At 71.9% G+C, this 17,752-nt stretch carries 15 protein-coding genes, 1 tRNA gene and 1 pseudogene; 10 read left to right on the forward strand and 7 right to left on the reverse strand.

The window, feature by feature from the left end; all coding sequences use genetic code 11:
- Nucleotides 1-66: 66 nt before the first annotated feature.
- Nucleotides 67-666: a cysteine hydrolase family protein gene (locus ACZ5GH_RS18030; RefSeq protein WP_464334757.1), complete on the reverse strand. Its 600-nt coding sequence runs from the start codon at nucleotides 664-666 to the stop codon at nucleotides 67-69.
- A complete protein-coding gene (locus ACZ5GH_RS18035) occupies nucleotides 663-2,000 on the reverse strand; it encodes an MFS transporter (RefSeq protein ID WP_464334758.1) in 1,338 nt (445 codons plus the stop codon). Before ACZ5GH_RS18035 ends, ACZ5GH_RS18030 begins: the two co-directional genes overlap by 4 nt.
- Before the next feature lie 145 nt (nucleotides 2,001-2,145).
- Here ACZ5GH_RS18035 and ACZ5GH_RS18040 point away from each other — a divergent pair, with 145 nt between their 5' ends.
- Nucleotides 2,146-3,081 (forward strand): LysR family transcriptional regulator, encoded by a 936-nt coding sequence (locus ACZ5GH_RS18040; protein WP_464334759.1) that lies wholly within the window; start codon nucleotides 2,146-2,148, stop codon nucleotides 3,079-3,081.
- A 69-nt stretch (nucleotides 3,082-3,150) separates the two neighbouring features.
- Here the strand turns inward: ACZ5GH_RS18040 and ACZ5GH_RS18045 are convergent.
- Nucleotides 3,151-3,224: transfer RNA gene (locus tag ACZ5GH_RS18045), tRNA-Gly, on the reverse strand.
- Nucleotides 3,225-3,500: 276 nt separating this feature from the next.
- Between ACZ5GH_RS18045 and ACZ5GH_RS18050 the strand changes: the two genes are divergently transcribed.
- Both ACZ5GH_RS18050 and dcd read left to right on the forward strand, forming a co-directional pair.
- Nucleotides 3,501-3,722: a hypothetical protein gene (locus ACZ5GH_RS18050; protein ID WP_174315667.1), complete on the forward strand. Its 222-nt coding sequence runs from the start codon at nucleotides 3,501-3,503 to the stop codon at nucleotides 3,720-3,722.
- 71 nt (nucleotides 3,723-3,793) lie between these two features.
- Complete coding sequence (dcd, locus tag ACZ5GH_RS18055; RefSeq protein ID WP_387752162.1) at nucleotides 3,794-4,369, forward strand: dCTP deaminase; 576 nt, start codon at nucleotides 3,794-3,796, stop codon at nucleotides 4,367-4,369.
- Nucleotides 4,370-4,455: 86 nt separating this feature from the next.
- Here dcd and ACZ5GH_RS18060 read toward each other — a convergent pair whose 3' ends face one another.
- The 4 genes and pseudogenes from ACZ5GH_RS18060 to ACZ5GH_RS18075 all read right to left on the reverse strand — a co-directional run bounded on the left by ACZ5GH_RS18060 (nucleotide 4,456) and on the right by ACZ5GH_RS18075 (nucleotide 10,362).
- Entirely contained in the window at nucleotides 4,456-5,346 is an 891-nt protein-coding gene (locus ACZ5GH_RS18060) for an alanyl-tRNA editing protein (RefSeq protein ID WP_464334760.1), read from the reverse strand.
- A 94-nt stretch (nucleotides 5,347-5,440) separates the two neighbouring features.
- Nucleotides 5,441-6,478 carry a Yip1 family protein gene (locus ACZ5GH_RS18065; RefSeq protein WP_464334761.1) on the reverse strand — a complete coding sequence of 346 codons (1,038 nt, stop codon included), beginning with the start codon at nucleotides 6,476-6,478 and terminating at the stop codon, nucleotides 5,441-5,443.
- Nucleotides 6,479-6,718: 240 nt separating this feature from the next.
- Nucleotides 6,719-7,792, reverse strand: a pseudogene (gene manB / locus ACZ5GH_RS18070) (mannose-1-phosphate guanylyltransferase); the annotation flags it as partial.
- A 344-nt stretch (nucleotides 7,793-8,136) separates the two neighbouring features.
- Nucleotides 8,137-10,362: a (Fe-S)-binding protein gene (locus tag ACZ5GH_RS18075; RefSeq protein ID WP_387752153.1), complete on the reverse strand. Its 2,226-nt coding sequence runs from the start codon at nucleotides 10,360-10,362 to the stop codon at nucleotides 8,137-8,139.
- A gap of 318 nt (nucleotides 10,363-10,680) precedes the next feature.
- On the opposite strand from ACZ5GH_RS18075, the gene dnaK reads away from it, so the two are divergent.
- The 7 genes from dnaK to ACZ5GH_RS18110 all read left to right on the forward strand — a co-directional run bounded on the left by dnaK (nucleotide 10,681) and on the right by ACZ5GH_RS18110 (nucleotide 17,584).
- On the forward strand, nucleotides 10,681-12,519 hold the full coding sequence (dnaK, locus tag ACZ5GH_RS18080) for a molecular chaperone DnaK (RefSeq protein ID WP_387752150.1): 1,839 nt from the start codon (nucleotides 10,681-10,683) through the stop codon (nucleotides 12,517-12,519).
- Complete coding sequence (gene grpE / locus ACZ5GH_RS18085; protein WP_387752148.1) at nucleotides 12,516-13,130, forward strand: nucleotide exchange factor GrpE; 615 nt, start codon at nucleotides 12,516-12,518, stop codon at nucleotides 13,128-13,130. Before dnaK ends, grpE begins: the two co-directional genes overlap by 4 nt.
- 146 nt (nucleotides 13,131-13,276) lie before the next feature.
- A complete protein-coding gene (locus ACZ5GH_RS18090) occupies nucleotides 13,277-13,513 on the forward strand; it encodes a hypothetical protein (RefSeq protein ID WP_464334762.1) in 237 nt (78 codons plus the stop codon).
- Nucleotides 13,510-14,667 carry a molecular chaperone DnaJ gene (gene dnaJ, locus ACZ5GH_RS18095; RefSeq protein WP_387752146.1) on the forward strand — a complete coding sequence of 386 codons (1,158 nt, stop codon included), beginning with the start codon at nucleotides 13,510-13,512 and terminating at the stop codon, nucleotides 14,665-14,667. The genes ACZ5GH_RS18090 and dnaJ overlap by 4 nt, the downstream gene beginning before the upstream one ends.
- A gap of 7 nt (nucleotides 14,668-14,674) precedes the next feature.
- Complete coding sequence (locus ACZ5GH_RS18100; protein ID WP_387752143.1) at nucleotides 14,675-15,205, forward strand: heat shock protein transcriptional repressor HspR; 531 nt, start codon at nucleotides 14,675-14,677, stop codon at nucleotides 15,203-15,205.
- A gap of 194 nt (nucleotides 15,206-15,399) precedes the next feature.
- Nucleotides 15,400-16,392, forward strand: coding sequence for a hypothetical protein (locus tag ACZ5GH_RS18105; protein ID WP_387752141.1), 993 nt, complete (start codon nucleotides 15,400-15,402; stop codon nucleotides 16,390-16,392).
- Between the two features lie 574 nt (nucleotides 16,393-16,966).
- Complete coding sequence (locus ACZ5GH_RS18110; protein WP_051709310.1) at nucleotides 16,967-17,584, forward strand: TIR domain-containing protein; 618 nt, start codon at nucleotides 16,967-16,969, stop codon at nucleotides 17,582-17,584.
- Nucleotides 17,585-17,752: the final 168 nt, after the last annotated feature.

The raw sequence follows: 17,752 nt of genomic DNA on the forward strand, positions 1-17,752 counted from the left end.
CGATCTCGGCCACTTCGAACACACTGCCGATCCGGGCGCGGTGGGCCCATCGCCGCCACCGCCCGGTCAGCCGGCCCGCAGCAGGGCCCGCAGCCCGGCGGTGTCGACAACGCCGGCCCGGGAGGGGAGGACCCGGTGCAGCAGGAGGTGGTGGACTTCCGGGTCCGGGTCGGCGACGCCGTCGGACAGGACGTACAGCCGGTAGTCGCGGTCGGCCGCGTCGACCACGGTGGACAGGACGGCGCCACCGGTGCTGAGCCCGGCGACGACCAGGGTGGTGATGCCGCGCCCGCGCAGCCGCCGGTCGAGGCCGGTGGTGGACAGGGCGCCGTAGCGGGTCTTGCGCACGACGATGTCGCCGGCCCGGGGCGCCAGCCGCTCGTGGACGGCGGCGGCCGGGTCCTCGTGGTGCATGGCGCGGTGCCGGGCCAGCGGGGCGAAGGACCGGTTGGCGGCCGGGACGGCGTCCCAGTCGGTCTCGGTGAAGCCGACCCGGGCGTAGGCGACGGTGCCGCCCGCGGCGCGCACGTCGGCGACGGCTCCCGCCACCCGGTCGAGCAGGGCCTCGCGGTCCCCGGCCTCGGGCAGCGCGGCCGGCACCGCGGGTTGGCAGTCCAGGACCACGAGCGCGGTGTGCGCGGGGTCGAGTGCCGGCTCGGTGTTCATGCGGGTGTCCTCCGTACGGGTGACGTGCCTGGTGGTGGGCCCGGTGACGTGCCTGGTGGTGGGCCCGGCGGCGGCTCTGCCGGTGTGCCCGGTCCGGCCTCCGCTCGCGCCCGGTCCGGTCGGGGCAGCAGGAGCGGGGTGGCCAGGACGAGCAGCCCGGCGGCGGCGAGGGCGGTGCGCGGGCCGGTGACGGCGGCGAGCAGCCCGCCGAGCGCGGTGCAGACGGCGATGGCCGCCTGCTGCCCGATCGACCAGGCCGTCAGGGTGCGGGCGACGAGGTGCGCGGGCGTGCGTTCGAGCCGGTAGGTGGCGAGCACCGGGTTGAACAGGCTCATGTTGACGATGATCGCCAGCTCGACGGCCATCACGGTGACGAGGCCGGCCACGCCGGGGCGGACGAAGGCCAGGCCGATCAGCCAGACGGCGCGCAGGGTGCCGACGGTCCGGAGCACCCGGTCCCGGCCGTGGCGCTCCACGACCCGCCGGGCCAGCCGGGAGCCGACCAGTCCGCCGAGGCAGGGGGCGGCGAAGGCGAGGCCGTACTGCCAAGGGGCGAAGTGGAGTTGGCCCAGCAGCAGCACGGCGAGCACCGGCTCGGTGGCCATGATCAGGCCGGCGACGAGCATGTTGTTGAGGTGGAGCGCCCGCAGGCCCGGATCGCCGGCGATGTGCCGCCAGCCGTCGAGCACCCCACCCGCCCGGGACGGGCTCCCGTCGGCCCGGAGCGGGCTCCCGCCCGTCCGCCGCGGTGCCTCCTCCCGGCCCCGGATCGCGAGGACGCACAGCGCGGAGAACAGGTAGCCGAGCGCGTCCGCCACCACGGTGGTGACCGGCCCGAACCGGCCGACCGCCGCCCCGCCCAGCGGCGGCCCGATCGCGATGGAGCTCCAGTTCGTGGACTCGAAGCGCGCGTTGGCCACGAGCAGGTCCTCCGGCCGGACGATCGCCTTGAGGTAGGCACCACCGGCCGCGCCGAACGCGATCTTCGCCGCGGCGACCACGGTCGAGACCACGAGCAGCTGGACGAAGCCGAGCCGCCCGAAGGCGTAGGCGACCGGGATCGTCGCCATGGCCGCGAACCGGACCAGGTCCATCGCGACCATGACCGGACGCTTGCGCCGGAACTCCACCCACGGCGCGAGCGGCACCGCCACCAGCGCGCCCACCGCGGGCCCCACCGCGGACAGCGCGGACACCTCCGCGGGGCCGGCGTGCAGCACCAGTACGGCGATCAGCGGCAGCGCCCCGAACCCCAGCCCCGACCCGTACGCGCTCACCGCGTACGCCGCCCACAGCCGGCCGAACGGCCTGCCCAGCCGTCTCCCGCCCGTCATGCCCGGTGCCCTCCCTCGCCGTCCCGCCCTCGGCCGCACAAACCGAGGTTGACCGGGGCGAGCCAACCGGGCGGCGCGGCGGCGGGTCAAACAACCGGTTCACCCACTCCGCACAACCACGGGTTGTTCCCTAAGGTGGGCCGACGTGGACCTCGAAGCAGTGCGCACCTTCGCCGCCATCGCGGAGGCCGGCCAGTTCCAGCGGGCCGCCGTCGACCTGGCGATCACCCAGCAGGCCGTCTCCAAGCGCGTCGCCGCACTGGAGCGCGACCTCGGCGTGCGGCTGTTCACCCGCACCCCGCGCGGCGCCGAACTCACCATCGACGGGCAGGCGTTCCTCCCCCACGCCCGCGAGCTGCTGCGCGTCGCCGAGCGCGCGGTCGCGTCCGTCCGCGCCGGCCGCCGCCCGCTGCGGGTCGACGTGATCGCCTCGCGCGGGGCGGCCTCCGGCCTGATGCGCGGCTTCCACCACGCCCACCCCGGGATCGACCTCGACGTGCTGATGCTGCTGGAGATCGAGACCGCCGTCGCCGCCCTCCGCTCCGGCACGATCGACGCGTCCTTCCGCGCCGTCGCCATGCCCGGCCGGCCCCTGCCCGAGGACATCGCGTCCGTCCGGGTCCTCGACGAACCGCTCCAACTCCTCACCGGCCCGGCCCACGCGCTGGCGGGCGCCCGGTCGGTGACCGTCGCCGAGCTGGTCGGCCACCGGATCTGGATGCCCGGCATCCTCCCCGGCAGCGAGTGGGGCGCCTACTACGACGACCTGGTCGCCGAGTTCGGCCTCACCATCGAGGCCACCGGCCCCAACTTCGGCTCCGACGCCCTCCTCGACACCATCGCCGACACCCCGGCCCTGGCCACCTTCATGAGCGAGCAGACCCGCCTCGTCTGGCCGGCCGGCCACGGCCTGCGCCGCATCCCGGTGACCGACCCGACGCCCGTCTACCCCCACTCACTCCTCTGGCACCGCGACAGCCCCCACCCCGCCCTGCCCACCCTCCGCACCCACCTCGCCACCGCCGCCCCCACCCCCGCCACCCCCGAAACCTGGACCCCCGCCTGGGCCCTCCCGCACTGACCACCGGCCACCCTGAACGGCCCGGACAACGCGAAAGCCGCAGGTCATATGACCTGCGGCTTTCGGTAGTGGAGCGGGCGACGAGAATCGAACTCGCGCTCTAAGCTTGGGAAGCTCATGTTCTACCATTAAACTACGCCCGCCTGATGAGCCGTCAGAGACCGCTCGATCCAGTGTCACTGTACCCCATTCGCGACGGTGGTTGCACGGGGGGCCGGCGGACGTGGCGGAGCGCCATGGGGCGGGTGTGGAGGCGTACTGTTTGGGCCGCGTGCGAGTGCTCCGGTGGGTGGGGGCCGAGGCGGCGAGCCATGGTGAGGAATGTCCGGAACATCCCCTAATGTGACGCTGTCCCGGGGCTCGGCCGCCGGGGCGCGTGAGTACGGGTGAGTACTGGGTTAGGGATGGGAAGGGGATCGATGGAGCAGCGCGCCGTCGTTCGTTGTGCCGAGGGGCACCTGTTCAGCACCACCACGTTCCCGATGCAGAACCTCGGTCCGGGCCGGCTCGGCCCCGGGCGGTTGATCCGCTGTCCGCAGTGCGGACGGCTGCGGAGTTCGGTGCTGGCCGACGTGCGGGAGCTGTCGGAGCCGCAACTGGCGCGGGCGATGCGGCTGGAGGCCGCGGAGTTCCTGGCCTGACCGCGGACGGACGCGGAGGTGGGCCCCGGACGGATTCGTCCGGGGCCCTTTCTTGCACGTAACCTCGAAGCGTGCTGCTCTCTGACAAGGACATCCGGACCGAAATCGACCTGGGCCGGGTCGTCATCGACCCCTTCGACCCGGCGATGGTCCAGCCGTCGAGTATCGACGTGCGCCTCGACCGCTTCTTCCGCGTGTTCGAGAACCACAAGTACCCCCACATCGACCCCTCGGAGGAGCAGCCGGACCTGACCCGGCTGGTCGAGCCCGAGGGCGACGAGGCGTTCATCCTGCACCCCGGCGAGTTCGTGCTGGCCTCGACGTACGAGGTCATCACGCTGCCCGACGACGTCGCGTCCCGGCTGGAGGGCAAGTCGAGCCTGGGCCGGCTGGGCCTGCTCACCCACTCCACGGCCGGCTTCATCGACCCCGGCTTCAGCGGCCACGTGACGCTGGAGCTGTCGAACGTCGCGACGCTGCCGATCAAGCTGTACCCGGGCATGAAGATCGGGCAGCTGTGCCTGTTCCGGCTCTCCTCGCCGTCGGAGCACCCGTACGGCTCGGAGCGCTACGGCTCGCGCTACCAGGGCCAGCGCGGCCCGACGCCGTCCCGTTCGTTCCTGAACTTCCACCGCAGCCAGGTCTGACCCCGGGAGACCGGAGACCCGCGGAGCCGCACGCAGCCGGGCGGCCACCCCTCACCCACCGGTGGGGGTGGCCGCCCGCGGCGTTCTCAGGCCCGCTTGGGGCTGGTGACGGCGACCAGCTCGGTGCCGTCCTCGGACAGCCGCAGCTCGGTGCGCAGCTCGGCCAGCTCGCCGAGGTGGTGCAGGTGGGTGCCGCCGCAGAAGATCCGCGCGCCGCCCTCGGGCAGCTCGCAGTGCCACTGGCGGCGGGCGGTGAGCTCGGGGCCGGGCACCTCGATGCGGACCGGGGCGTCGGCGGCGACCCAGGCGGCCAGCCGGGCGTTGACGGCCTCGGTGAGGGCCGGCAGGGCGTCGGCGAGGGCCGGGAACTCCTCGGTGGCGTCCGCCGTGAAGCCCTTCTTCTTCAGCGACTTGCCGAGCCGGTAGGTGTCGGTGCTGGCCTCGGTGTCCATCACCGAGCTCGCCATCGCGAGGCTGTCGAAGTCCGGGTTGCCGAAGGCGTCCGAGCGGCCCGGGTCCTTGCGCCAGCGCGGGGCGAGCGCGGCGTTCAGGGCGAGGGCGAGCAGGTGGCAGCCGCTGTGCGAGGCGCTGAGGGCGCCGCGGCGCCGGGCGTCGACGGCGAGCGCGGCGGTGCGGCCGACGACGTCACCGGGGTCGGTGTCGAGGACGTGCAGGACCAGCCAGGACCACTCCTCGTCGCCGCGCCGGACCGGGATGTCGGCGCCGACCGCCGGCTCCCCGCCCTCCGGGCCGACGGCGCCGGTCAGGCAGTCGACCACGGCCAGCTCGGTGCCGTCCACGGTCAGGGTGCCGAGGTCGGCCGGCTGGTCGGGCCAGGTGTGGTCGAGCGGGTGGAACGGGGTCGCCTCGGTGACGACGGCGTACCGGCCGTCGGCCAGCGGGTGCACCGCCAGCACCGGGGACTCGCCGGTCACCGCCCCGGCCGGGAAGCTGACGTGGGTGGTGGGGAGGGTCATGCCTGGCTCCGGTGAAGGTGGGACGACGAGGGTGGGGCGGGCTCGGCGCTCGGCCGCGGCCCGCCCCCATTCTGCCCTTCGCCCGTCGGAGCCCTCAGCCCAGCGTCGGCAGCTTGATCAGCACCAGCAGCGCGACCAGCTGTATCGCCGAGGCGGCCGCGGCCTTGCCCCAGGGCAGGTCGTGCAGCCGCCGGACCATGCTGGTCAGCAGGTACCCGCAGAGCATCCAGGTGGCCCAGCCGACGACCTGGACGACGGCGCTGCCGGAGGGCAGCACCAGGTCGAGCAGCAGCCGGGGCGCGTCGGTGAGCCAGCCGATCAGGGCGGCCAGGCCGACGGTCGCCTTCCACGGGCCGTCGCCGCCCAGCTGGCGGGCCAGCCCGTAGGTGACCCCGCCGAAGAGCGCGCCCGCCACGGTGAAGCCGACGGCGGCGGCGAGCAGGCCGGTCAGCGCCACGGTGAAGGTCGAGTTGACGATGTCGTCGCGGGTCAGCCCGATGCCGAGCACCGCGAGCGCGCCGTACAGCAGCGAGACGGTGAGGGCGGGCAGCCAGACCTGGTGGTCGCGGGTGCGGTCGAAGATCGCGGTCGGGCTGCGGAACAGGCCGGCGAACAGCTCGCGCCAGTGCGGCCGGGGGCCCGCGACGTGCGGGGCGGACTGGCCGCCGGCCCGGTAGACGGCGACGTTGTCCTGGCCGTACGGCTGCTGGTCGTAGCCCGCCTCGGGGCCGTACCCCCCGTCCGGGCCGTAGCCCTGGTCGGGGCCGTAGCCCTGCGCGGCGCCGTACGGCGGCTGCTGCCCGTGGCCGTCGTCGTAGTAGCCGTGCTCCGGGCCGGGGTGCCCCTGGTACGGCGGCTGCTGCCCGTACGGACCGCCGGCCGCGTACGGGTCGCCGGCCGGGAAGGCCCGGGTGTTGCCGGGCCGGTCGGCCGCGTACGGGTCGTACCCGTGCCCCGCCGGGTGCCCCGGGCCGCCGGACGTGCCGCCCGGGCCGCCGGGCGGTGCCGTGTGCGGGGCCGTGAAGTACTCCGGCCCGTCCGTCCCCCCGGGCGACGCCGGCGGCGGAGGGGCCGACCACCCGCCGTGCGGGCGGTCCGCGCCCTGACCGCTGTCGTATCGATTACCAGCCACGGTCCGAAGGTACCCGCCCCGCCCCGCCCGCGTCGGCCCCGGACGGAGCCGGGGCCGGTTTGCAGCGAGGCTGAGACGAACGGGGCCGAAAACCCGCCGGAACGGCCCCGGAGCGCCGCGAACCCGCAGACCCGCGAAGCCGCGCGAACCCGACGCCCGGAGGCGCTACCGCTGGGCGCCGACCGACGGCGCGTGCACCGCCGCGGCCGCGCTGGTGCCGGCCGGGCAGCCGCCCGGGCCGGCCGAGGTGCGGACGGCGCCGACCGGCAGCAGGGTGCCGCAGGCGATCCGGATCCCGGTCGGCAGCTCGTTGTCCGACTCCACGATCGCGCCGTCGCCGATCACCGCGCCGTCCAGCGCCGAGCGGTCGCCGACGGTGGCGAAGGCGCCCACGATCGAGTCCTTGACCAGGGTGTCCGGGCCGATCACCGCGCCCGGCAGGATCACACTGCCCTCGACGATCGCGCCGGCCTCGACCACCGCGTCCTCGGCGACCACGGTGCCGCCGCTGAGCACCGCGCCCGGGTGGACGGTGGCGCCGGGCAGCAGCAGGGCGTCGCCGGTCGGGCCGGGGACGGCCGGGGAGTCGACCTTGCCGAGCACCAGGTCGGCCGAGCCGCGGACGAACGCCGCCGGGGTGCCCAGGTCCAGCCAGTACGAGGTGTCGACGACGCCGCGCAGCAGCGCGCCGGTGGCGAGCAGCTCGGGGAAGGTCTCGCGCTCGACGGACACCTCGCGGCCGACCGGGATGCGGTCGATCACGGACCGGGTGAAGACGTAGCAGCCGGCGTTGATCTGGTCGGTGACGATCTGCTCCGGGGTCTCCGGCTTCTCCAGGAACTCCAGCACCCGCCCGTCCTCGTCGGTCGGGACGAGGCCGAAGGCCCGCGGGTCCTCGACCCGGGTCAGGTGCAGGGTGACGTCGGCCCCGGCGGCCACGTGGCCGTCGCGCAGGGCGGCGATGTCGACGCCGGAGAGGATGTCGCCGTTGAAGACCAGGACCGGCTCGTCGGGGCCGCAGGTCAGGCCGGAGGCGGCGTTGCGGATGGCTCCGCCGGTGCCCAGCGGCTCGCGCTCGGTCAGGTAGACCAGCTCGATGCCGTACGGGGTGCCGTCCTGGAAGTGGTCCTCGAACACCTCGGCCAGGTATGACGTGGCCAGCACGACGCGGGTGACGCCGGCGGCTGCCGCGCGGGCCAACTGGTGCGCGATGAACGGGACGCCTGCCACCGGCAGCATCGGCTTGGGGGTGTGGGTGGTCAGCGGACGCAGTCGCGTGCCCTTACCACCGACCAGCATGATCGCCTCGGTCATGGTCTGCGCTGTTCCCCTTGTGGTCTCTGCGGCCCCGGCCCGGCGGGCCGACGCCTCGTCGTCGGTCTGGACCCGGCCGGCCGGCCGGCGCGGGTCGCCACCCGTCCGGGGCTTCCGTCCGGAACGGGTGGACCGGCACGAAGCCGGTCCGGGCCTACTGTATTTGCTTCCGACCGAATGCCCGTCCGGCGCCTGTGCGATCGCCGTCACCCGCCGTCCGCACCGCCGTACCGGCGCAGGCCGTCCGGGCCGCCCAAAAGCCCGGCCCGGCGGGCGCGTTCGCGGCGTCCACCGGGCCGGGCGGTTGTAGCAGAACTGTCGAACAGCGGGCTCCGCGAGGGCTGTTACGCGTCCACCGTCGCGGGCTGCTCCTCGTTGTCGGCCGGCGGGACGGCCTTCACCGAGTCGAGCAGCAGCTGGGCCACGTCGACCACCTTCAGGTGCTCCTTGGCCGCGCCCTCGTTCTTCTTGCCGTTGACCGAGTCGGAGAGCATCACCAGGCAGAACGGGCAGGCGGTGGAGACGATGTCCGGGTTGAGCGACAGCGCCTCGTCCACGCGCTCGGTGTTGATCCGCTTGCCGATGCGCTCCTCCATCCACATCCGCGCGCCGCCGGCGCCGCAGCAGAAGCCGCGCTCCTTGTGGCGGTGCATCTCCTGCTGGCGCAGACCGGGGACCTTGTCCATGATCTCGCGCGGCGGGCTGTAGACCTTGTTGTGGCGGCCCAGGTAACAGGGGTCGTGGTAGGTGATCAGGCCCTCGACCGGGTTGACCGGGATCAGCTTGCCCTCGTCGATGAGGTGCTGGAGCAGCTGGGTGTGGTGGATGACCTCGAAGTGGCCGCCCAGCTGCGGGTACTCGTTGGCGATGGTGTTGAAGCAGTGCGGGCAGGTGGCCACGATCCGCTTGACCGGGGCGTCCTCCAGGGCCGCGTTGAGCGTCTCCACGTTCTGCGCGCCGAGCATCTGGAACAGGAACTCGTTGCCCAGGCGGCGGGCGGAGTCACCGGTGCAGGACTCCTCCTTGCCGAGGATCGCGAACTTCACGCCCGCGGTGTGCAGCAGCTCGGCGAAGGCCTTGGTGGTCTTCTTGGCGCGGTCCTCCAGGGCGCCGGCGCAGCCGACCCAGTAGAGGTACTCGACCTCGGCGGGGTCGATGTCCTCGCCGATCACCGGCACCTCGATGCCGGTCTCCTTCTTGAGCTCCTTGACCCAGTCCAGGCGGGCCTTGGTGGCCATGCCCCACGGGTTGCCCTTGTTCTCCAGGTTCTTGAGCATCGTCCCGGCCTCGGTCGGGAACGAGGACTCGATCATCACCTGGTAGCGGCGCATGTCGACGATGTGGTCGATGTGCTCGATGTCCACCGGGCACTGCTCGACGCAGGCGCCGCAGGTGGTGCAGGACCACAGCACGTCCGGGTCGATGACGCCGTTCTCCTCGGCGGTGCCGACCAGCGGGCGCTCGGCCTCGGCCAGGGCGGCCGCCGGGACGCCCTCCAGCTGCTCGGAGGTCGCCTTCTCCTCGCCCTCCATGTCCTTGCCGCCGCCGGCCAGCAGGTACGGCGCCTTGCCGTAGGCGTGCTCGCGCAGGCTCATGATCAGCAGCTTCGGCGAGAGCGGCTTGCCGGTGTTCCAGGCGGGGCACTGCGACTGGCAGCGGCCGCACTCGGTGCAGGTGGAGAAGTCGAGGATGCCCTTCCAGGAGAAGTGCTCGACCTGGGAGACGCCGAACACGGCGTCGTCGGCCGGGTCCTCGAAGTCGATCGGCTGACCGTTGCTGGTCATCGGACGCAGGGCGCCGAGCGCGGTGCCGCCGTCCTCCTCGCGCTTGAAGTAGATGTTGAAGAACCCGAGGAAGCGGTGCCAGGCCACGCCCATCGAGGGGTTGAGGCCGATGGTGGTCGCCCACGCGAACGAGATGCAGATCTTCAGCATCGCGAACAGGTAGATCAGGTTCTCCAGCGTGCCGTGCGACAGCCCGCTCAGCGCGGAGACCAGCGGGTACGAGACCAGGTGCTCCGGGCCGTACGAGTCGACGCCGTTGAGGGCGCCCTCCAGCGCGCGCAGCATCAGGATGCAGAGGCCGATGCCGAGGATCGTGTACTCGACGTAGAAGGCCTGCCAGGCGATCGAGCCGGCGAACCGGGACTTGCGGCCGGACCGGGACGGCAGGCTCATCAGCCGGATCACGATCAGGACCAGGATGCCCAGCGTGGTCAGGGTGCCGATCAGCTCGACGAAGAGCTGCCAGACCATCCAGTGGCCGATGACCGGCAGCGCGAAGTCGGCGTCGAAGAGCTGGCCGAAGGCGTTGACGATGGTCAGCACCAGGCTGAAGAAGCCGACCGCGACGAACCAGTGGGCGATGCCGACGATCCCCCAGCGGTTCATCCTGGTGTGGCCGACGAACTCGGTCGCGAGGGTCTTCACCCGCTGGGCCGGCTGCCCGAAGCGGGTGGAGTCCGGCGCACCGGTGCGGACCACCTTGTAGATGTACAGCGCCGCACGGGCGGCGAGCGCGGTGCCGATCACGAATGTGACCAGCGAGATGACGATCGCTGCTAGCTGCATCGGCTCTCCGTCTCCTGCGGCTTGCGGTTGAGCAGGCTCTCTGCGGTCCTACGGTCTTCGGACTGAGTGTACTGGTCGGTAACTTGCCGGGCCGACGGCCCGGACATTACCGGTGGGCAACAGTTCTCCAGAAGATTCCCAAGCTATGGCGGCAGTCACGTGGGCGCACCCCGCCACGGCGTGGCGGGCGCCGGGAGCCCCGGCCGCGCGCCCAACTCAGCAAAGTTGAGCGACCGGCACTCATACCTGTTGACGCCACCCCTCGGGTCGTGCATCCTTGAGCCTGTAAAGCTCAACTCTTCCGTGGAGGTATCTACGATGGCACGCGCGGTCGGCATCGACCTCGGTACGACGAACTCGGTCGTCAGCGTTCTGGAGGGTGGCGAGCCCACCGTCATCACGAACGCCGAGGGCGCTCGGACCACGCCGTCCGTCGTCGCCTTCGCAAAGAACGGCGAGGTCCTGGTCGGCGAGGTGGCCAAGCGCCAGGCGGTCACCAACGTCGACCGCACCATCCGCTCGGTCAAGCGCCACATGGGCACCGGGTGGAAGATCAACATCGACGGCAAGGACTTCAACCCCCAGCAGATCTCGGCCTTCGTGCTGCAGAAGCTGAAGCGGGACGCCGAGGCGTACCTGGGCGAGACCGTCACCGACGCCGTCATCACCGTCCCGGCGTACTTCAACGACTCCGAGCGCCAGGCCACCAAGGAGGCCGGTGAGATCGCGGGCCTCAACGTCCTGCGCATCGTCAACGAGCCGACCGCGGCCGCCCTCGCGTACGGCCTGGACAAGGACGACCAGACCATCCTGGTCTTCGACCTCGGCGGCGGCACCTTCGACGTCTCCCTGCTGGAGATCGGCGACGGGGTCGTCGAGGTGAAGGCCACCAACGGTGACAACCACCTCGGTGGTGACGACTGGGACCAGCGCGTCGTCGACCACCTGGTCAAGGTCTTCCAGGCCGGCCACGGCGTCGACCTGTCCAAGGACAAGATGGCCCTGCAGCGTCTGCGCGAGGCCGCCGAGAAGGCCAAGATCGAGCTGTCCTCGTCCTCCGAGACCTCGATCAACCTGCCGTACATCACGGCCTCCGCCGAGGGCCCGCTGCACCTGGACGAGAAGCTCACCCGGGCCCAGTTCCAGCAGCTGACCGCGGACCTGCTGGAGCGCTGCAAGGTCCCGTTCCACAACGTCATCAAGGACGCCGGCATCTCGCTCTCCGAGATCGACCACGTCGTCCTGGTCGGCGGCTCGACCCGCATGCCGGCCGTCGCCGAGCTCGTCAAGGAGCTGACCGGCGGCCAGGACGCCAACAAGGGCGTCAACCCGGACGAGGTCGTCGCCATCGGCGCCGCGCTCCAGGCCGGTGTCCTCAAGGGCGAGGTCAAGGACGTCCTGCTGCTCGACGTCACCCCGCTGTCCCTCGGCATCGAGACCAAGGGCGGCATCATGACCAAGCTGATCGAGCGCAACACCACGATCCCGACCAAGCGCTCCGAGATCTTCACCACGGCCGAGGACAACCAGCCGTCCGTGCAGATCCAGGTCTACCAGGGCGAGCGCGAGATCGCCGCGTACAACAAGAAGCTCGGCATGTTCGAGCTGACCGGCCTGCCGCCGGCGCCGCGCGGCCTGCCGCAGATCGAGGTCACCTTCGACATCGACGCCAACGGCATCATGCACGTCGGCGCCAAGGACCTCGGCACCGGCAAGGAGCAGAAGATGACCGTCACCGGCGGCTCCTCGCTGCCGAAGGACGAGGTCGACCGCATGCGCCGCGAGGCCGAGCAGTACGCCGAGGACGACCACAAGCGCCGCGAGGCCGTGGAGACGCGCAACTCCGCCGAGCAGCTCGTCTACTCGACCGAGAAGTTCATCGCCGACAACGCCGACAAGCTGCCGGGCGACGTCAAGACCGAGGTCGAGACCGCCGTCGGCGAGCTCAAGGAGGCCCTGAAGGGCGAGGACATCGCGAAGATCCGCGAGGCCTCGGAGAAGGTCTCCACCACCGCGCAGAAGCTCGGCCAGGCGCTGTACGCCAACGCCGACGCCCCCGCCGGTGCCGCCGCCGGTGACTCCGCCCAGGCCAAGGACGACGACGTCGTCGACGCCGAGATCGTGGACGACGAGAAGCCCAAGGGCGGTGCGGCATGACGGACAAGCCGCAGGGCGGCAAGCCCGGCGACGACTCCGCCGCCGACGAGGTGATCAAGGCCGCCGAGGAGGCCGCCGCGGCCGGCGCCGGGGAGTCCGGTTCGGACGACCTCGCCGCCGCCAAGCGGGAGCTCGCCGAGCGCACCGGCGACCTCCAGCGCCTCCAGGCCGAGTACCAGAACTACCGCAAGCGGGTCGAGCGCGACCGGCTGACCGTCCGCGAGATCGCCGTCTCCAACATCCTGGAGTCGCTGATCCCGGTCCTGGACGACATCGGCCGCGCCCGCGAGCACGGCGAGGTCACGGGCGGCTTCAAGTCCGTCGCCGAGTCGCTGGAGACGGTCGTCGCCAAGCTGGGCCTGCAGCAGTTCGGCAAGGAGGGCGAGCCCTTCGACCCGACCATGCACGAGGCGCTGATGCACAGCTACTCCTCGGACGTCACCGAGGACACCTGTGTGCAGGTCCTCCAGCCCGGCTACCGCATCGGCGAGCGGATCATCCGCCCGGCGATGGTGGCCGTCGCGGAGCCCCAGCCCGGCAGCCAGGCGTCCTCGGGCGCCGAGGCGAAGCCCGCCGACACGGACAAGTCCGACGGTGGCTCGGACAGCTGACAACCTGTGACAGCTGACAACCAGTGCGCTGCGGAGTCGTACGCCGGCCAGTACGGCGGCCGGCTCCGCAGCGCGTTGTCAACCGCCGTTTCTTCACCGGCTGTTGACAGCGCAGTGACGATGGACATCGGGAGGTGGCGGAAGCCGTGAGCGAGCGCAGCGGGCGAACCATCGGGGGACGCGTGTACCGCTCAGCGGCTGCCCAGCGCAGCGAGGTGGACGCCGTGAACGAGCGCAGCGAGCGAACCGTTGGAGGGCGCGTGTACCGCTCAGCGGCCGGCGAGCGCAGCGAGGTGGACGCCGTGAACGAGCGCAGCGAGCGAACCGTTGGAGGGCGCGTGTACCGCTCAGCGGCCGGCGAGCGCAGCGAGGTGGACGCATGAGTGGCAAGGACTACGTGGAGAAGGACTACTACAAGGTCCTCGGCGTGCCCAAGGACGCCACCGCCACCGAGATCAAGAAGACCTACCGGAAGCTCGCGCGCGAGTTCCACCCCGACGCCAACAAGGGCGACGCCAAGGCCGAGGAGCGGTTCAAGGACATCTCCGAGGCGTACGACGTCCTCTCCGACGAGAAGCGCCGCAAGGAGTACGACGAGGCCCGCAGCCTCTTCGCCAACGGCGGCTTCCGGGCCGGCGGCCCCGGCGGCACCGGCAGCTACAGCTTCGACTTCGGCGACCTCTTCAGCGGCAGCCAGGGCGGCGGACAGGGCGGCGGCCTCGGCGACGTCTTCGGCGGCCTGTTCAACCGCGGCGGCACCCGGCAGGCCCAGCCCCGGCGCGGCGCCGACGTCGAGACCGAGGTGACGCTCTCCTTCGAGGAGGCGGTGGACGGCGCGACCGTCCCGCTGCGGATGACCAGCCAGGCCCCCTGCCGCGGCTGCAACGGCACCGGCGCCAAGTCCGGCACCACCCCGCGGGTCTGTCCGACCTGCGTCGGCGCCGGCACCGTCAGCCGTGGCCAGGGCGCCTTCGCGCTCTCCGAGCCGTGCAAGGACTGCCGCGGCCGGGGCATGATCGTCGACGACCCGTGCCCCGACTGCCACGGCAGCGGCCGCGCCAGCTCGGCCCGCACCATGCAGGTCCGGATCCCGGCCGGCGTCCAGGCCGACCAGCGCATCCGGCTCAAGGGCAAGGGCGCCCAGGGCGAGCGCGGCGGGCAGCCCGGCGACCTCTACGTCACCGTGCACGTCGACCCGCACCCGGTCTTCGGGCGCAAGGGGGACAACCTCACCGTCACCGTCCCCGTGGCCTTCCCCGAGGCGGCGCTCGGCGCCACCATCGAGGTGCCGACCCTGAACGGCCCGGCCGTGAAGCTCAAGCTGCCCCCGGGCAGCGCCAACGGCCTCACCATGCGCGCCCGCGGCAAGGGCGCCACCCGCAAGGACGGCACCCGCGGCGACCTCCTCGTCACCGTCGAGGTCGTGGTGCCCCAGCACGTCACCGGTGACGCGCTGAACGCCCTGGAGCAGTACCGCGAGGCCACCGCCTCCGACGATCCGCGCGCCGCCCTGTTCCGGGCGGCGAAGGGAGCGTGACGACCAGATGTCCCCGATGAACCCGATCGACCCCGAGACCGCGATCGGTCCCGGCCTCGGCGAGGGCCTGCCCGGAGCCGGCCCCCGCCGCGCCCGCCGGGCCGCCGCGGGCCCGCCGCCGTATGTCCTCACCGAGGACACCCCGGTGTACGTCATCTCCGTGGCCGCCGAACTGTCCGGCCTGCACCCGCAGACCCTGCGCCAGTACGACCGCCTCGGCCTGGTCTGCCCCGACCGCACCGCCGGCCGCGGCCGCCGCTACTCCGCGCGCGACATCCAGCAGCTGCGCGAGGTCCAGCGGCTCTCCCAGGACGAGGGCATCAACCTCGCGGGCATCAAGCGGATCATCGAGCTGGAGAACCAGGTCACCGCCCTCCAGTCCCGCGTCGCGGAACTGGTCGACTCCCTGGAGGGCGCCGCCGCCGCGCTCCAGCAGCGCGAGGCCGCCGTCCACGCCTCCTACCGCCGCGACCTCGTCCCGTACCAGCCCCCCACCCCGCAGTCCAGCGCCCTCGTCGTCTGGCGTCCCCGGCGCTGACCGTCGTACGCACCCGAGCCGCCGGCCCCTCCTCCCGGGGGGTGCCGGCGGCTGCCGTGTGGTGAGAGAGTGCTCTGCCGGGCCCGCACGGTCGATCCGCGGGCGGCAGGGCACCCGGTTCGCGCCGCCTAGGATTCTTGCCACGGAAGACGACAGTCGCGTTGACTACTTCCCGGTCAACACTAGGAGCCGAGATGAGTGGGCGAGAGCACGCGGGAGCTGCATCCAGCGGATCGCGCGTCCTGTCCGAGGGCGCCCGAAAGCTCTATCTGCAGGCCGTGAACGAGAACGGTCGTCTCACCAAGAGCGCGTGCCCGGCCGCCGGCTCCCCCGCCCTCGAAGAATTGTTGAAGCTGGGACTTCTCATACCCGACAGCGACGAACCGGGCGAACTGCTCGCCGTCGATCCGACGCAGCTCGCCCACAGTCTGAGTTCGACCTGGCAGCGGCAGGCCCTCGAGCTGCTTTCGAAAGCGGTGACACTACCCGCCGATCTCAGCGAACTCGCCGAGGCATTTCACGCCCCGGACACCACGGGCGGCGCCATCGAATACATCCACGGGAAAGCGCGAATTAATCAGAGACTTCAGCAGTCGGCCGCGGCGGGAGTAACGGAGGGGCTGGCCATGCAGCCCGGCGGCCCCCGGCCGGCGGAAATGCTCACGTCATTCCTGGCGCGCGACCTGGAGATTCTCCGGCACGGCGCGTCCATGCGGACCATCTACAACGCGAGCACCCGCTACCACCAGCCGACCCGGGACTACGTCGCGAAGCTGACCGAGGCGGGGTGGCAGTTCCGCACCCTCGACGAGCCGTACGCCCGGCTGATCATCGTGGACCGCAAGCTCGCCGTGATCCCGGTGGTGGACGACGACCTGGCCGCGTTCATCCACGACCCGGCCATCGTCAACTTCCTCATCGAGGAGGTGTTCGAGCGCAGCTGGAACCGGGCCCTGGAATTCGACGGGGACCGGTCCGTCCCGCAACAGGTGGTGTCCAGACTGCGCCAGACGATAATCGACCTGATGCTCGCCGGAACGAACCACCGGGTCATCGCCCGTCGGCTCGGAATCAGTGAGCGGACCCTCGCCCGCCACATCGCGGAACTACGGGAGGAGTACCACGTCGACTCCCTCTTCCAGCTGGGCTACGCGCTCGGCCGGTCGGCGAGACCGGACCTGGGCTGAGGGCAGCGGTCGAAACCCCGCCCCGCCCGGCGCGACAGGGTTCACCCCTACTGTCCGCTTCGTCCCGACCGGGCGTCCGGCGGGATTCAGCCCCAGTGGAGATCGTCCGCGACAGCCTCCACCGCGCGGGTGGTACCAGCGGACTGCCCGCTGTCGGAGGAAACGGACACTCCGGTCACCACCGCTATACCGATGAGGATCGGAAGCGCAGCCTTGCAGACGAGTCGACGCACAGACACGGACCCACCCTCCCACTCTCTAACACTGTGGACTGAATCAATAGCACTAGCGTCCACATGATGCCGTACGTTCCGCGAGAGTGCCATCCCCCCTCACCTCGACCGGAGCGTCATCTCTCTGCCAGGCATCCAGATGACAGGGCGGGACGCTGGACGCGGCCGCGTGCGCTGATAGACGATCAATTCGCTCCCAATGGTCCAGCACGGATAGCGAACTTGCCGCTGTACCGTCAAATATCCTGCCAGATCTCTTCAGTCCTCGGACTGGAAAACCACCGTCCTCAGCGCCCGCCGGCACCACTTCGCAACCCGGTCGGCCTTTCCCCGGAGTCGACATGACCGAGCCCTACCTGCGTCACCACGACAGCCAGGCCCCTGAGGGTCGGCGTGCACGTGTGTTCCTGGCCGCCCCGCTGATGCGACTGACCGGGCCGGCCGACAGTGTGGTGACGCTCGCCAGCCGGACGCGGTTGACGACGCTCCGCACGACCCTGCTCCGCAGCGGTGCCGCCGTGTACAGCGCGCACCACAGCGACGCCTGGACCATCTCCGGCCGCGCTCCGGAGCCCCGCGTCCCCTCCGACTTCCGCGCCCTGCAGTCCGCGGACCTCGTGTTCGCCTACGTCGGGGCCCCGCTCTCGGCCGGTGTGAGCCTGGAGCTCGGCTGGGCGTCGGCGCTGCGCAAGCCGATCGTCCTCCTCGTCGACGAGGCCATCACCCACAACCCGCTGATCGCCACCATCGAGCAGGTCGCCCCCGTCCTGCCGCTGGTCTTCGACGACACCTGGTCGCAGGAGGCGCTCAACCACACGGTCGAGACCGCCCTGGACTGGGCCGGCATGGCTCTCTCCCTGCGCGAGGGCTTCTGGACCGCCCCCGGCGAGCAGTTCAACGTCCCCCGGCAGCAGCCCCCGGTCCCCGGCTACTGGCCGACCGGCGCCGCCACCGGCTGAGCCGCGGCCACCCACCGGACTCCCCCGCCCGGCCTCCCCCCGCCCGGGCTCCCCTGCCCCGCTTTCCCCCGCCCGGACTCCCGACGTCCACCGGCCCCCTCGGAACAGCGCCTCCGCGCCGTACGGCTCCCGCAGCCGGGCGATGTGACCGGCCACCGCACCATGTGC

Source organism: Kitasatospora sp. Xyl93, from assembly GCF_055383135.1.

Bases quoted from the DNA above. Each gene is read 5' to 3' on its own strand.
- ACZ5GH_RS18030 (WP_464334757.1), bottom strand. From the start codon at position 666: ATGAACACCGAGCCGGCACTCGACCCCGCGCACACCGCGCTCGTGGTC.
- ACZ5GH_RS18035 (WP_464334758.1), bottom strand. From the start codon at position 2,000: ATGACGGGCGGGAGACGGCTGGGCAGGCCGTTCGGCCGGCTGTGGGCG.
- ACZ5GH_RS18050 (WP_174315667.1), top strand. From the start codon at position 3,501: ATGGAGCAGCGCGCCGTCGTTCGTTGTGCCGAGGGGCACCTGTTCAGC.
- ACZ5GH_RS18060 (WP_464334760.1), bottom strand. From the start codon at position 5,346: ATGACCCTCCCCACCACCCACGTCAGCTTCCCGGCCGGGGCGGTGACC.
- ACZ5GH_RS18075 (WP_387752153.1), bottom strand. From the start codon at position 10,362: ATGCAGCTAGCAGCGATCGTCATCTCGCTGGTCACATTCGTGATCGGC.
- dnaK (WP_387752150.1), top strand. From the start codon at position 10,681: ATGGCACGCGCGGTCGGCATCGACCTCGGTACGACGAACTCGGTCGTC.
- grpE (WP_387752148.1), top strand. From the start codon at position 12,516: ATGACGGACAAGCCGCAGGGCGGCAAGCCCGGCGACGACTCCGCCGCC.
- dnaJ (WP_387752146.1), top strand. From the start codon at position 13,510: ATGAGTGGCAAGGACTACGTGGAGAAGGACTACTACAAGGTCCTCGGC.
- ACZ5GH_RS18100 (WP_387752143.1), top strand. From the start codon at position 14,675: ATGTCCCCGATGAACCCGATCGACCCCGAGACCGCGATCGGTCCCGGC.
- ACZ5GH_RS18105 (WP_387752141.1), top strand. From the start codon at position 15,400: ATGAGTGGGCGAGAGCACGCGGGAGCTGCATCCAGCGGATCGCGCGTC.
- ACZ5GH_RS18110 (WP_051709310.1), top strand. From the start codon at position 16,967: ATGACCGAGCCCTACCTGCGTCACCACGACAGCCAGGCCCCTGAGGGT.